The organism is Alkaliphilus serpentinus (assembly GCF_009017255.1).
Taxonomy (GTDB): Bacteria; Bacillota; Clostridia; order Peptostreptococcales; family Natronincolaceae; genus Alkaliphilus_D; species Alkaliphilus_D serpentinus.
This window is the reverse complement of record NZ_WBZB01000020.1, coordinates 1-13860: the sequence shown is the minus strand read 5'-3', so window position 1 is coordinate 13860 and position 13860 is coordinate 1. Positions and strand designations below refer to the sequence as shown.

The following is a 13860-nucleotide window of genomic DNA, read 5'->3' as shown; positions in this document are numbered from 1 at the left end:
CGAGTCCCATCACCAGCTCCACAATAACTAGAGGTCAGAAATCGGAAATCAGAGTGCCAGAAAGAGATTGAATTCTTTTAGAATTTATTGACAATCCGGCTTGCTGGCTCACCGACATCAGACTTCCAATACGGAGGGATTCCCGAGCGGCCAAAGGGGGCAGACTGTAAATCTGTTGTCAGCGACTTCGAAGGTTCGAATCCTTCTCCCTCCACCATTTAGAAATTCGAGGTCAGAAATCAGAGTGCCTGAGAAGGACAAAAATGGATATCCGACTTCAAAATAATATGCGGGTGTGGCGGAATTGGCAGACGCACTAGACTTAGGATCTAGCGGGTTACCGTGGGGGTTCAAGTCCCTCCACCCGCACCAAATTAGCGGAAGTGGCTCAGTGGTAGAGCATCGCCTTGCCAAGGCGAGGGTCGCGGGTTCGAGTCCCGTCTTCCGCTCCATTTATTTAATAGACATGGTGGATGTAGTCAAGTGGTTAAGACACAGGATTGTGGCTCCTGCACTCGTGGGTTCGAATCCCATCATCCACCCCATTTAAAAAACAGTGAATAGTTAATAGTGAATAATGAAGAGTGTTTAATACAAGTGATTTGAACCCATACACTATTAGTTATTAGTTATTAGTTATTCATTTATTTATGTTGGGATATAGCCAAGTTGGTAAGGCAACGGACTTTGACTCCGTCATTCGTAGGTTCGAGTCCTACTATCCCAGCCATCACGACCCATTAGCTCAGTCGGTAGAGCACCTGACTTTTAATCAGGGTGTCCCGCGTTCGAGTCGCGGATGGGTCACCAACTTAATATGGCGGCATAGCCAAGTGGTAAGGCAGAGGTCTGCAAAACCTTTATTCCCCAGTTCAAATCTGGGTGTCGCCTCCAATACGCGCCCATAGCTCAGCTGGATAGAGTGTTTGACTACGAATCAAAAGGTCGGGAGTTCGAATCTCTCTGGGCGCACCAAAATAGAAGAAACCTGATAAAATCTATGATTTTACAGGTTTTTCTTTATAATGAAATGTTTTTTTTGTATCAAATTCAATGGTTTTAGGGTTTTAAAAGTAACGCTATAACCTATCATTCTGACCTATTAAAATGTCCAATGTCGAAAGCTTATGAAAGTTTTTAACAGTATATGAACTTGCAAGATGCGAATACATTCTTGTCATTTCTAATGATGTGTGACCTAGTATCATCTGGAGACTAAAAGCATCTCCTCCATTAATAAGGTAACGGGTAGCAAATGTATGGGACATAAAACCTGTCCCCTTGTCCCACTTGTAGTTTATTTCTAATTAAGATTACTTACTTTTAGTTATACATTGAATGCTAGCTTGGTAGAGCCACTAATCTATCATTTTCTTCAAATAACCTTCATTCAGTAAATGAACTGTCACAAACCTTCTATTATAAAACACTGCCCAGTTGTTGAAGACACCGGGGACATTTTTTGCTTTTTCAAGGGTATCGATTTTAACTAAATCTAAGGTGATATGATTGTCACGGCAATAATTTTTAACTTCTTCAATGCAATTTGGGATGTATGGACATTGTAGGCCATAATAAATTGTTAGATTGTTTGATTCAATTGTCTGTTTCCTTGCTTTATCTGCAAAGGATGGGTTTGATCCATCAAAGGATAGGGCAAGGAGTTCATAGTTCTCATCAATTGAGTCCACCATTTTAAATCCATATTTTAGGAGAAACCGTTTATCTGAAAGAAAGGGAGTCTTCTTTTTGGAGGTAATTACACAAAGACCAGATTTGTTCTGGGCTTTGGCATCAGCAATAGAATATTCCAGTAAGGCCTTTCCATAGCCCATCCCTTTAAACTTTCCAGATACCCATAGACAATAAATATAGAGATAGTTATCACCAATGACAGGCACCCAAGCTTTTTCCAATGGTGCATATTCTATAAAAACCTTTCCCTTTGTATTTAGTTTTCTGAAAACATGACTCTCTTGAAATCTTTTAATCAGCCATTCTTTTTTATCAAATACTCCTTGCTGATGCTTCTTGTCAGAAATTGCACAGCACAAATGCTCTTCCTCAATATTATCTAAGGTTATATTAATAAAGTCCATAGTGTTACCTCCTGAATAGGTTTTATATATGTAAATTCCTTTAATTATAGCTAGTATATCATATCTAATATGACAGCTGGATGTCATGTTTAAATTTATTTAATACTTAATACATAATAAATGTTAAAATATTATATAAGAATATTTTAGGAGGTAATAAAATGTTTCATGGAATATACACACCGATCGTTACACCCTTTAAGAGGGATGAAGCTATCGACTATGGAAAAATGCAAAGAAACTTGGAAAAGTGGGGAAAAACGGATTTAGATGGTATAGTGGTTTTGGGTTCAAACGGAGAGTTTGTTTACCTTTCCCATGAGGAAAAGTTGGATCTGGTGAAGTTTACCATAGATCATTTCAATAGAGATAAAAAAATCATCGTAGGTACCACCTATGAGTCTACTAAAGAGACTATTAGATTTAGTAAAGAGGTGGCAGACCTTGGAGCAGATGGAGTTTTAGTGTTGCCGCCCCATTATTATAAGGGAGGAATGAAGGAAGCTTTACTATATCAATATTTTATAGATGTGGCTGAGGAATGCCCCATTCCCCTGATGATTTATAACATGCCAGGGAATACAGGGATTAATTTATCTTCTTCCCTTATAGCCAAGCTATCGAAGCACCCTAATATAGTGGGTATAAAGGATACCTCCGGAAATATTGTGCAGCTATCGGAAATTGGTCGTGATGCGGACAAGGATTTTGCTGTTTTCGCAGGTAATGCCGGATATTTGTTGCCAGCTCTTACTGTTGGGGCCAGGGGGGCTACCCTTGCCCTAGCCAATATTCTACCTGAGGACTGCTGTAGACTGGTTGCTTTGTTTAAAGAAGGTAAAATAGAAGAGGCAAAGGAGCTACAACTGAAAATCCTTGAAATTAATCATTTAGTAACCAGTGGATTTGGGGTTCCTGCCCTTAAAGTGGCTCTAGATCTATTAGACTATGATGGTGGAGAGGTTAGAAGGCCTTTACAAGCATTAAGCATGGATAAAATTCAGTTGGTTGAGGACGCTCTTAAAAGATATGGGGCAATAAAATAGGTGCAGATAGGGAGGGCTTTAAGATGAGAATTGCAATCATAGGCTACGGTGGCGTAGGAAGGGCATTAGTGGAGTTATTGGTTAATAAAAAAGAGGAGTTAAAAGAAATCGGCCTACAGGTTATTTATGTAATTGGTAGCAAGGGAGGGATTTATAACCCTGAAGGGATTGATTTAGCCTCTTTAGTGGAATTTTCAAGAGATGAAAGGGACATAACGAAATATCCTAATGGAGCTTCAGCAGAGGTTACCTTTCACAAAATTCTGGAAAATAAAGATGTTGATCTTGTTATAGAGTTGACCCCCACCAATAAAGAAACTGGAGAGCCTGGAATGACCCATATAATAAAGTCTTTAGAAAAGGGATTCCATGTGGCAACGGCTAATAAAGGGCCCATATTGCTGAATTATAAAAAACTTAGAGAAATTGCAATAGAAAACAATGTACAGCTTTGCATTGGTTGTACCTCTGGGGGAGCTCTACCCACAATAAATGGTGGAATTATGGATATGGCGGGTTCTAATGTCCTCTCTATAGAGGGGGTTTTAAATGGAACTACCAACTACATCATTAAAGAGATGGAGGATGGCCATGTGTCCTATGACGAAGCCTTAAAGAAGGCCCAGCAGATGGGGATTGCTGAAACAGATCCCTCTTTAGATGTAGAGGGGTGGGATACGGCCTCGAAGCTACTGATTATAACTAATGTAATAATGAAGGAAGAAAAGACCTTAAAGGATATTTCTGTGGCAGGAATCACACAGCTTACAAAAGAGGATATTATAAAAGCCAAGGAAGAGGGAAAAAAGTTTAAGCTAGTTGGAAGATCCATAAGAAAAGATCACACCTTGGAGATGTCCGTTAAGCTAGAAAAGCTAGAGAAGGACCATCCCCTCTATGGTGTAGATGGCAAAAACAAAGGGGTAAGATACACCTCTGATACCTTAGGGGATCTAACAATGATAGGTGGCGCATCGGGGGTAACCCCTGCTGCAGCCTCTATTCTAAGAGATTTAATCAACATCCATAGAGGATATAAATTTTAAATCTTGGAGGCATAATTGTAGATGATATAGAGAAATGGGCCAATGACCCAGCTGATTGCTGGGACATCGGCCCTGTACCCTTGTCCCATTATTCAAATATCCTTAAATCATCAGCATCCAAGTCGGTAAAGGGAATAAATACATGTATTGGTTGCCTTCCTCTTTGTTGGCCCCAGTCAAAGGACTCTGTGATAAAAACAAGGGCTGATGGCTCAATCTTAAATTGTAAACCTTTATAAAGCTCATCTATTGAGATGTCATTGGAAATATTGAAGTTAATTAGTTCCTTCTGAATTCTTTCTTTGATAAACCCTTCGTAATCAAAGTCTTCAATAAACAAATCCTCAATCTTAAGAAGATTAAAATCCTCATCGTAGCAATACATCTGAGACTCTCCCCAATACTGGTCATCTTGATATGAAGTAAAACCAGTACTGATGTTGGTATATTTAGCTACTTGGTGGACAGAAATGTATTGGTCAGCGAAGACCTTCTCTTCAGATTTACTTAACTCATCAATATACCCTTGGTAGCTGGATGGCAGCTCCATGATGATTTCTAAAATGTTTTCTGGTAAGGTGTTTGGATAACTCATAAAGGAATGGAGCTCAAGGTTACCGAAAACTTCGAATTTGCTTTCATTAAAGAAATCCCTTGGACCTCCTTGAAGAAATTCTTTATTATTTTGGTCCTTTTCAAAGAGGTTAACCCCTTCATTATAGAATCTTTCTGTAATAGCTAGGTTTTCCTTTATTTCATAAAAGTCTATATATATAGTAGTTGCATTAAATCTATTATCGAATTCTGGGTTTCTATAGTCAAAAACCAGAGTAAGTCCACTATTGTTTAAATAAAATTTTTGATCTTCAGTGATACCCTTAAAGGGAGCAACTAGCTTGAAGTCTGGATATTGTGTAATGAAATATCCTTCATCGGTGGCATTGCTTTGGTTAATTGCTTTTGTTATATGGTCATTTAATATGGAAATATAATCAACATTGTCTGCGAAAATATCCTTTAATTTTAACTTTTCTCCAGTATTTAAATCTAAAGTAACCCCCTCGATTTGATTAACATATTGGGGATTGTTACTTAAAGGCGTTCCCCCTCTTTTAGTGGGGGAGGCATAGGCTGTGTGGGAATAGATACATACTGAAATAACATTATTATAGTTAAAGGGTATGTGGCCATCGATATTAGAATGAATAACCATAGAGCTATCTGGAATTACAGCCTTAATCCCACGATAGGGTGGTAAATCATTAGATTTAAATCCTTCAAATATATCTACTATTACCTGATTTATCCCTTCTTCTACTTCTTTATTTTTAAGGCCAACTATTTTAAATCTTCTTTCAGAGGATTTACCTGCATTATTTACATCCTCGTAGGTTATATCTATGGGATTCGGTATCACATAGGAAATTTCTACAGGGGCAAATACCTTTTTCCTATGGGAAGCCTCCTCAGGCTGTGTTGGATCAGTTGTAGGTTCCTCTGTGGAATTACTAGGGTCATCAGCCTCTGGTGCTGATACTATGTTTTCGCCGGTATCAGGTTCTCCAGCGGTGTTTTCCTCCTTTGGAGAACATCCGGTAAGGAGCATAGAGAAAGACATCATTATTACCAATACAATTATTAAGAACCTATTTAATCTTAACATAGCCTGCCTCCTCAGCAATCTGCTGACCCCTTTCCGATAAAATCCATTCTACTACCTTTCTTACGGGGCTATCACTGGCTTCATCCCTTCTGAATACGGCATAATAGGCAGTTTTAATTGGGTACTCACCTGTTCTAATAGTATCCTTATTAGGATATATACCATCCACCTCCAAGAGTTTAACCTTATCATTACCCCACATATCTACTACAAAGTAATAGTAGGAATATCCTAAAGCATCTGGCTGGTTTTTATAGGAGGCTACAGCATCAATCAATTCTCCCATCTCTGCCCTAATCTTCTCAGTAGGGGGCTCAACTGGCATTGCATCCTTCATCACTAAATCTAAAAAGCCAGTTTGGCTACCAGAGTTTCTAGGTCTTTGATACGCAACGATTTCTACATCATCACCACCAACCTCTTTCCAATTGGTGATTTTTCCTGTATAGATATCTTTAATCTCCTGTAAGGTTAATCCCTCAACGGGATTTTCAGCATTGGCTAAAAATACAAAGGCCTCACTGACAATTGGAATCACCTCTAGCTTGACGTTGTGTTCCTCTGCTAATTTAAGCTCATCCTCTGATGGGCTGGTTACGAAAATAAGATCCGCCTTTTTTTCAATAAGGTTCACATAGGCATTATGGGTTTTATTATGAAGAATATAGGGTCTTACCTCTTCTATCTCCATGCCTATAAGCTCTGCAGCAATGGCTTCCGATAATGGTATGGTTACAGTTGAACCATCAACAATTGGGTATGAATCCAGGGTGAAGGAAAGGGTATCCTCTGATGGAGGATTTTCCTGCTGAGGATTTTCCTGCTGGGGATTTTCCTCAGGTGGAGTTTGCTGCTGATTATCCTGTGGTTTTTCTGTTATTGTATTTTTTGGACTACAGGCTAATACCATAGAAGCTAGCATTGCTATTAAAGTAATATAGATGAATAATCTTTTTATCATATCTCCCAATCTCCTTTTGTTATAATTTAATCAATAATATTTAATTATATATTAACATATTTGTAAATATCATACTTGATTCACAACCAGTCATTACAAAAAATTAATCTATTATAAGGAATTATCTATGGATAAGATAATATAAACCATAATAAAAGGCTATTAAGAAATTACCCTCCTAATAGCCTTTCAATTTTAAATTATAATTCGATGGCTAATTCTAATGCGATTTCCATCATAGTAGTAAAGCTTACTTGTCTATCGTGGGATGATAATTGCCTTCCACTATGAACCTCATCGGAAATTGTTAGAATGCAAAGGGCATTCTTGTTAGCTCTAGCTGCATTCATATAGAGGGCTGCTGCCTCCATTTCGACAGCCAAAACCCCCATCTTACTCCAATCTAAGGGGCTTACAGAATCACCATAAAAAATATCGGAGGTAAGGACATTACCCACGTGATACTTATGATTTTTTTCCTTAGCAACAGCAACTGCTTTTTCAAGAAGATGGTAGGTAGCAGTGGGTGAAAAGGTACCCTTCAACTGATACTGATTGGCATAATTGGAATCGGTAGAAGCTCCCATGGCAAACACAATATCCATAAGCTTTACATCTTCTTTTATGGCACCAGCAGAACCAACCCTTATGATATTTTCAACATTGTAAAAATTATACAACTCGTAGGTATATATCCCTAAGGAAGGCATCCCCATACCATGACCCTGTACAGAAATTCTTTTACCCTTGTAAAGGCCTGTGTAGCCTAGCATTCCTCTAACACTATTATAGCAATGGATATCCTGTAAATAGTTTTCTGCAATGAACTTAGCTCGCAGGGGGTCACCGGCCATTAAAACGGTTTTTGCAATTTCCCCTTCCTTTGCAGCATTATGGGCAGTTGGTAGCATTAAATCTCCTCCTTTGATTTATATGTAAATTATATAACTATCTACTCAAACTTTAAAAGGACATTTGTCATAATTATCGAAGGTTATATAACAAATGCTATTATGGGTAATATCTATTATGATAGCATAATTGAATAGATTTATGTAAGTTTTTTCTTCGAAGGATTCATAACTAAACTATTATTAAATGAGGGGTGATCAATTTGAGTTTTCAAGATAAAGTGGTGATTGTTACTGGTGGAGCCAATGGTATAGGTAGATGTATAGCAAAATACTACGGAAGATTGAAGGCAAAGGTGGTTGTTGGGGATGTTGATATTACAGCAGGTGAAGATTTAATAAAGGAGATTAAAGAAGATGGCGGGGTTGCCAACTTTATAAAGGTGGATGTATGTAAACCAGCCAATATTAAAGAACTTATAGAGGACACTGTAGAGCTTTATGGAGGAATAGATATTCTAATAAACAATGTGGGGATATCTCTTTGGAAATCTCCCTATGAACTAGCTGTAGATGAATGGGATTTGGTGATAAACACAAATTTGCGCAGTTATTTTCTTGCTGCTAGAGAAGCTGCTAAATATATGAAGACAAAAGGTGGAGGAGCCATTGTAAATATTGCATCAACCCGTGGTCTTATGTCGGAAGAAAACTCGGAGGCCTATGCTGCCTCTAAGGGAGGAATTATAGCCCTAACTCATGCATTGACCGCCTCCTTTTCTAAGGATGGAATTCGTGTCAATTGTATTAGTCCTGGTTGGATAGAGACTAAGGATTATGAGGGACTTAGACAAATTGATCATACTCAGCATTTTTCACAAAGGGTTGGTACTCCCGATGATATTGCTAAGGCTTGTATTTTCTTGACAGGGGAGGATAATGACTTTATTAATGGAGAAAACATCGTCATAGACGGTGGAATGACCAAGAAAATGATCTACGAAAGATAGAATATTATAAAATTTACCTTACATAAAATTTCTGTGAAATCAAAAATTAATCATAAAACAATGTGAGGTGATATGATGGCCAAGATACCAGTGGATCCAAATGCTATGAGGGCTTTACAGGACTTAAAGATCGAAATCGCCAATGAAATTGGTGTGGCAAATGAGTTAAATAACAAGCACGATATTCATAATGTCTTTAGAGGTGGTAAGGTTGGAGGCAATATGACTAAAAGGATGATTGAAATGGCTGAGAGAAGCCTTACCAATGGAAAAGAATAAATTGTTGGGTAGAGCCTTAAGGATAATCATAATCTTTAAGGCTTTTTTCTTAATAGGAACTTTTTTGCATAAAAATTCGTCTATAGGATAGGTGGAATTTTTTTCATTTAATAGGAAAGTTTTGTTTGTATCCTATTAAATGGGGGTTTTTAAGGGGGTAACTCCCTTATCATAATAAGGAGAATACAGCGGTAGCGTCCTAGAGAACTCATGGGTTCTCTGGAAAACAAAAGCATTTTAACAATGTAGCAATAACCCATGAAATGCTTTTTTTCTTATGTTCCAAATATTAGATTGATTGTAATATATTTTAGGATTATACTAAAAATATTATAGTTATATTTTTAACAAGGCAGGTGAATGAATGAGTTGTATTATTGAAGTAAAAAATGTGAGTAAAATCTATAGGATGGGAGATGAAAAAATATCAGCCTTAAGTAATATAAACCTTTCCATGGAAAAGGGTAAGTTTTATTGTTTGTTGGGCACCTCAGGTTCAGGTAAGAGTACACTCCTGCATCTATTGGCGGGTTTGGAAAAGCCAAGCAAGGGAGAAATAAGAATAAAAAATGCCATGATTCACAAGCTTAAGGAAAATCAATTGGCGAAGTTTCGTCAAATGAATATAGGATTTGTATTTCAATCCTATAACTTGTTGCCTATGCTTACAGCTATGGAAAATGTAAGTATACCCTTAACCTTTAAAGGGGTTAATAGAAAGCTTCGGGACAAGAAAGCTGCATCTCTATTAAGGGCAGTAGGTTTAGGAGATAGACTGAAACATAAGCCATCCCAAATGAGTGGCGGGCAGCAGCAGAGGGTAAGTATTGCCAGGGCCTTTATAGGAAATCCTGAGATTATCTTTGCTGACGAGCCCACAGGAAATCTAGATACAAAAACCTCTCAAGAGGTTATGGAGCTGATAACCTCAATGGCTAAGGAAAACAATCAAACCCTAGTCATAGTAACTCATGATGTTGAAATTTCAAAATATGCAGATCGGGTTATATATATCCGGGATGGCTCTATTGAAAAAATAGTTGATAACCTAGAAAAAGAGGGGGCATTAAGTTGAAGAAAGTATTATCCATTATAATCATATTGTTTTTAATCCTTTCAATATTTCCAATGAATTATACATATGCAAATAACACGGATTTAATAATTACTAATTATACGACTAATGAATCGTCTATACATGAAGGGGATACCTTTGAATTAACCTTAGATATTACAAATAATTCAGGGTATACTGTAACAGACTTATACCTTATAATTGATGACAACACATCCTTTTACCCCAATGCAACTGGATCAAAGAAATTGATTACAGATTCATTAGCAAGTGGAGTTACAGAATCAGTTACAGTCGATCTTGTTTACGACGGAGGAAATAACAAACTACCTATTACAATGACCTATAAGGTGGGCTTAGATAACTACGAAATTTCTGATGTTATTGGTATTTCGGCTGTAAAAACCTCAGATACACAAACACCTTCAGCACCAAGGGATACCTCTAAGTATGTACCAAGGATAATCATAGATAGCTTTACAAATACTCCAGGTGATGCAGGAAAGTTGATGGATGTAACCTTGACATTTAAAAACAATAGCAGTCATCAAGCTAAGAACATAATTATCACACCTATAATTGATGATGTGGCGAATCAACCCTTTGTATATGAAAACCAAAAATCAAAAAAAATTATTACTGAAATAAAGTCGAATAAAACGGAAAAGGTGACGTTTAGTTTTAGAATTAAGGATTCAGCTGTCCCCGACTCTTACCCTATAAAATTTAAAATCGATTATGTTAATACCTTTGGTGATGTATTTGAAACAACTGAAACTTTGTATTTTAAAGTGAGAAACACCAATACTCCTCCTAGATTTTCAGTTGAAAGCATTATCACTCAGCCAAAGGCCATTGAAGCTGGCTCTGATGCTTTTCTGTTCATTAAGCTAAAAAATGAAGGTTCTTTAACGGCCAAGAATTTAACAGTGACTTTAGAGGGTCTAGATACTAATGGATTTACTGTTCTTAATGGAACCAATACCTCCTATAAGAGAGAGATAAATGGTCTAGCGGAGGAAACCTTTGTCTATAATCTCCATGCCTCTCCCCAATTAGGTAATGGTAATCATAGCTTAACCCTTAATGTTAGCTATAAAGATCAAGAGAACAAGGCCTATGACGAGGACTTCACCTTCTTTATACCTGTTGGTGGGGAAACCTCAGGAAGTGGAGATATAAAAATAGCCAATATTAAAGGCCCTACAGAAGAGGTGGAAGTAAATGAGGATTTCACCCTTCAATTTGATATATCCAACGTTGGTACCGGTCCTGTTACCAATGTAAAGGTTATGGTGGATGGGGGGACATCTTTTCTTCCCAAAAGTCAGAATCTACAGGTTTTAAATAAAATGGAGGAAGCAACTACAGAAAACATGGATTTTAGTTTTTATACTTCATTTGATGCAAAAACCCAAAGTCATCCGATTCTAATAGAAATTGAATATGATACCCTAGAAAAGGGGGTTACAGTCAAGAAGAAAATAACTCAATATTATGGTGTTTTTGTTAACAATCCTGATCCCAATAAAAAAAGCACTCCTAAAATTATTATTGACAAATATAGTTTTGAACCGGGTATAGTTAGAGCAGGAGAAACCTTTGACCTTACAGTATCCTTTATGAATACTAATAAGGAGAAGTCTGTAGAAAACATTAAGATTTATCTTACAGTAAATGAATCTACTGATGAAAGCGGTAGTGTTTTTACACCAGTTAATAGTAGTAACACTTTCTTTATAGATTATATATCTCCAAAGAGTAGCCATGAGAAAAAAGTTACATTATACACAATACCCGACGCAGACCCTAAAACCTATACCATTACTGCTAATTTTGAATACCAGGATCAAGAAGGTAATGAGTATACAGCAACTGAGCTTATTGGCATACCTGTTGTTCAACAAACAAGATTAGAGGTTAATGACATTGTTTTACCCCCTGAGCAGCCTATGGGTTATCCACTACCCATTTTTCTAGAATTTTATAATATGGGCAAGACAACCATAAACAACCTAGTTGTTAAGTTAGAGGGTAATTTTACTTCGCAAAATGGAACATATTTTGTAGGAAACTTTGAAGCGGGAAGCAATGAATATTTTGAAGCAATGATTATTCCTAATGAAGTGGGATTATTGGAAGGGAATGTTGTCTTTTCATATGAGGATTCTGCAGGAGAGGCGATGGAGCTTAGGAAGCCAATATCTCTAAATATAACTGAAATGCAAATGGAGTTTCCAGGGGAGGGTGGAGAATTTCCTATGGAGCCACCACAAGAATCCTTTGGTAAGAAACTATTAAAGAGCAAGATATTTTGGGCTTTCATCACTCTGGCTGTAGCTACGGTAGGCTTCATAATATGGAGGAAAATAAAAAAGAGAAAGGGTATGGAAGCTGATGAGGTCTATTGATCTAATTAGTATGGGATTTAGAAACTTGTGGAGAAGAAAGCTTAGAACATTCTTGACTGTTCTTGGAGTTATAATAGGAACCACTTCGATAGTAATTATGGTATCCTTGGGATTTGGAATGAATGAGAGCTATATGAGGGAAATTAGCAAAATGGGGAGCCTCCATATAATTACAGTTACTCCTCCCTATATGTGGAGCGACAGCCCCATGGGTGGAAGAAGTAGTCAACCTACTACCCTCGATGATCAATCCGTCGCTAACTTTTCTCAATTAAATGGAGTAGAGGCAGTTACTCCTGTTTTACATAGTTATTTCAAAATTACATCTGGTAGATACGAAGCCCATGCCTCTATAAAGGGGATAGAACCCAATGCTATGAAGCACTTTGAGTTTGAGACAATGGAAGGGAGATTATTGGAAGAGGGAGATACTTTAAATGTAGTATTTGGTAGCCATGTTCCACAAACCTTCTTTGACTCCCGGTCAAGGGGATTCTACCAAGGATTTGGTGGTGAGGCTAAGGTAGATGTGCTGCAGGATCGGTTAGAGCTTACCTTTGAGAGCTATGACCCAGATAGCAAACCACCCAAACCCTATAAGATTAAGGGGGTTGGGATATTAAAGGAGGGGGACTATAACAACGATTATTATATATTTATGTCTATCCATCAGCTAAAAAAACTGATAGATGAGAATAATCGATATCAAAAATCTCAAGGAATTCCTGGTGGTGGTAGAAATCAGCAGCAACAGGGATATAATGAGATTATGGTGAAGGTAAAGAATATGAAGGATGTAACCAGGATTCAGAATGAAATTAAGGATATGGGTTACGACGCATATAGTTTAACAGACTTTTTAGAGTCTATGCAGAGGACTGCATCAATTATCCAGGGTGTTTTAGGTGGAATAGGAGCAGTATCTCTTTTGGTAGCTGCCTTAGGAATAACAAACACTATGATCATGTCCATTTATGAGAGAACTCGAGAAATTGGAATCATGAAGGTAATTGGTGCAACTCTACCAAATATAAGACGGTTGTTTCTTCTTGAGGCTGGCATCATTGGGTTTTCTGGAGGGGCTGTGGGTATTGGACTTAGCTATGCTTTATCGTATTTATTAAACTCTTTTGGCTTTAAGTTTATAAACTTTTTCGGACCGATGGGTGAAGGGGGTAGAATCTCAATAATACCCCTATGGCTGAGCATAGCAACGATTGTATTTACAACTGTAGTGGGAATAATCTCAGGCTTTTATCCTGCTAGAAGAGCTATGAAGCTAAGTGCTTTAGAGGCAATTAAAACAGAATAGTGAATTTGTTATATGGGAAGATTTATTAGGGGCTTAAAATAGCCCCTTTTCTAATGAGTAAATTCATGTTAAATTGGTTAATATTAGGTTGAGTGAAAATGTAAATT

General features: G+C 37.4%; 12 protein-coding genes and 8 tRNA genes. 15 read left to right on the top strand and 5 right to left on the bottom strand.

All coding sequences use genetic code 11. The features are described from left to right. The first annotated feature begins 132 nt into the window (after nt 1-132). The 8 genes from F8153_RS07205 (at nt 133) to F8153_RS07170 (ending at nt 975) form a co-directional block, all read left to right on the top strand. Nucleotides 133-217 (top strand) — tRNA-Tyr (locus tag F8153_RS07205). A gap of 72 nt (nt 218-289) precedes the next feature. Continuing rightward, nucleotides 290-372 (top strand) — tRNA-Leu (locus F8153_RS07200). Nucleotides 373-377: 5 nt separating this feature from the next. Beyond that, a tRNA-Gly gene (locus F8153_RS07195) sits at nt 378-452 on the top strand. A gap of 17 nt (nt 453-469) precedes the next feature. Then, nucleotides 470-545 (top strand) — tRNA-His (locus tag F8153_RS07190). Nucleotides 546-654: 109 nt separating this feature from the next. After that, a tRNA-Gln gene (locus F8153_RS07185) sits at nt 655-730 on the top strand. A gap of 4 nt (nt 731-734) precedes the next feature. After that, nucleotides 735-810 (top strand) — tRNA-Lys (locus F8153_RS07180). Nucleotides 811-819: 9 nt separating this feature from the next. After that, nucleotides 820-894, top strand: a tRNA-Cys gene (locus F8153_RS07175). A gap of 4 nt (nt 895-898) precedes the next feature. Next, nucleotides 899-975 (top strand) — tRNA-Arg (locus tag F8153_RS07170). A gap of 104 nt (nt 976-1079) precedes the next feature. Here F8153_RS07170 and F8153_RS16725 read toward each other — a convergent pair. Together F8153_RS16725 and F8153_RS07160 are read right to left on the bottom strand one after the other, a co-directional pair. Next, the gene (locus F8153_RS16725) at nt 1080-1268 is read right to left on the bottom strand and encodes a tyrosine-type recombinase/integrase (protein ID WP_151865703.1); all 189 of its coding nucleotides are present in this window, start codon (nt 1266-1268) and stop codon (nt 1080-1082) included. A 90-nt stretch (nt 1269-1358) separates the two neighbouring features. Further along, a complete protein-coding gene (locus tag F8153_RS07160) occupies nt 1359-2099 on the bottom strand; it encodes an N-acetyltransferase (protein WP_151865702.1) in 741 nt (246 codons plus the stop codon). 161 nt (nt 2100-2260) lie between these two features. Between F8153_RS07160 and dapA the strand changes: the two genes are divergently transcribed. Both dapA and F8153_RS07150 read left to right on the top strand, forming a co-directional pair. After that, nucleotides 2261-3145 carry a 4-hydroxy-tetrahydrodipicolinate synthase gene (gene dapA, locus F8153_RS07155; protein WP_151865701.1) on the top strand — a complete coding sequence of 295 codons (885 nt, stop codon included), beginning with the start codon at nt 2261-2263 and terminating at the stop codon, nt 3143-3145. A gap of 23 nt (nt 3146-3168) precedes the next feature. Further along, nucleotides 3169-4191, top strand: a complete 1023-nt coding sequence (locus F8153_RS07150) for a homoserine dehydrogenase (RefSeq protein WP_151865700.1) — start codon at nt 3169-3171, stop codon at nt 4189-4191. A gap of 88 nt (nt 4192-4279) precedes the next feature. Here F8153_RS07150 and F8153_RS07145 read toward each other — a convergent pair whose 3' ends face one another. The 3 genes from F8153_RS07145 to deoD form a co-directional block, all read right to left on the bottom strand. Beyond that, the gene (locus F8153_RS07145; protein ID WP_151865699.1) at nt 4280-5854 is read right to left on the bottom strand and encodes an RsiV family protein; all 1575 of its coding nucleotides are present in this window, start codon (nt 5852-5854) and stop codon (nt 4280-4282) included. Further along, nucleotides 5838-6815: a PstS family phosphate ABC transporter substrate-binding protein gene (locus tag F8153_RS07140; protein ID WP_151865698.1), complete on the bottom strand. Its 978-nt coding sequence runs from the start codon at nt 6813-6815 to the stop codon at nt 5838-5840. Before F8153_RS07140 ends, F8153_RS07145 begins: the two co-directional genes overlap by 17 nt. Nucleotides 6816-7015: 200 nt before the next feature. Next, nucleotides 7016-7726, bottom strand: coding sequence for a purine-nucleoside phosphorylase (gene deoD / locus F8153_RS07135; protein ID WP_151865697.1), 711 nt, complete (start codon nt 7724-7726; stop codon nt 7016-7018). Nucleotides 7727-7929: 203 nt separating this feature from the next. On the opposite strand from deoD, the gene F8153_RS07130 reads away from it, so the two are divergent. The 5 genes from F8153_RS07130 to F8153_RS07110 all read left to right on the top strand — a co-directional run bounded on the left by F8153_RS07130 (nt 7930) and on the right by F8153_RS07110 (nt 13753). Then, nucleotides 7930-8676, top strand: coding sequence for an SDR family NAD(P)-dependent oxidoreductase (locus tag F8153_RS07130; RefSeq protein ID WP_151865696.1), 747 nt, complete (start codon nt 7930-7932; stop codon nt 8674-8676). A 75-nt stretch (nt 8677-8751) separates the two neighbouring features. After that, nucleotides 8752-8955, top strand: coding sequence for an alpha/beta-type small acid-soluble spore protein (locus F8153_RS07125; protein WP_192929704.1), 204 nt, complete (start codon nt 8752-8754; stop codon nt 8953-8955). Nucleotides 8956-9319: 364 nt separating this feature from the next. Further along, the gene (locus F8153_RS07120) at nt 9320-10030 is read left to right on the top strand and encodes an ABC transporter ATP-binding protein (protein WP_151865694.1); all 711 of its coding nucleotides are present in this window, start codon (nt 9320-9322) and stop codon (nt 10028-10030) included. Then, complete coding sequence (locus F8153_RS07115) at nt 10027-12441, top strand: COG1361 S-layer family protein (RefSeq protein WP_151865693.1); 2415 nt, start codon at nt 10027-10029, stop codon at nt 12439-12441. The genes F8153_RS07120 and F8153_RS07115 overlap by 4 nt, the downstream gene beginning before the upstream one ends. Then, the gene (locus F8153_RS07110; protein WP_151865692.1) at nt 12428-13753 is read left to right on the top strand and encodes an ABC transporter permease; all 1326 of its coding nucleotides are present in this window, start codon (nt 12428-12430) and stop codon (nt 13751-13753) included. The genes F8153_RS07115 and F8153_RS07110 overlap by 14 nt, the downstream gene beginning before the upstream one ends. The last annotated feature ends 107 nt before the right edge of the window (nt 13754-13860 follow it).

Bases quoted from the DNA above. Each gene is read 5' to 3' on its own strand.
- F8153_RS16725 (WP_151865703.1), bottom strand. From the start codon at position 1,268: ATGTCCCATACATTTGCTACCCGTTACCTTATTAATGGAGGAGATGCT.
- F8153_RS07160 (WP_151865702.1), bottom strand. From the start codon at position 2,099: ATGGACTTTATTAATATAACCTTAGATAATATTGAGGAAGAGCATTTG.
- dapA (WP_151865701.1), top strand. From the start codon at position 2,261: ATGTTTCATGGAATATACACACCGATCGTTACACCCTTTAAGAGGGAT.
- F8153_RS07150 (WP_151865700.1), top strand. From the start codon at position 3,169: ATGAGAATTGCAATCATAGGCTACGGTGGCGTAGGAAGGGCATTAGTG.
- F8153_RS07145 (WP_151865699.1), bottom strand. From the start codon at position 5,854: ATGTTAAGATTAAATAGGTTCTTAATAATTGTATTGGTAATAATGATG.
- F8153_RS07140 (WP_151865698.1), bottom strand. From the start codon at position 6,815: ATGATAAAAAGATTATTCATCTATATTACTTTAATAGCAATGCTAGCT.
- deoD (WP_151865697.1), bottom strand. From the start codon at position 7,726: ATGCTACCAACTGCCCATAATGCTGCAAAGGAAGGGGAAATTGCAAAA.
- F8153_RS07125 (WP_192929704.1), top strand. From the start codon at position 8,752: ATGGCCAAGATACCAGTGGATCCAAATGCTATGAGGGCTTTACAGGAC.
- F8153_RS07120 (WP_151865694.1), top strand. From the start codon at position 9,320: ATGAGTTGTATTATTGAAGTAAAAAATGTGAGTAAAATCTATAGGATG.
- F8153_RS07110 (WP_151865692.1), top strand. From the start codon at position 12,428: ATGAGGTCTATTGATCTAATTAGTATGGGATTTAGAAACTTGTGGAGA.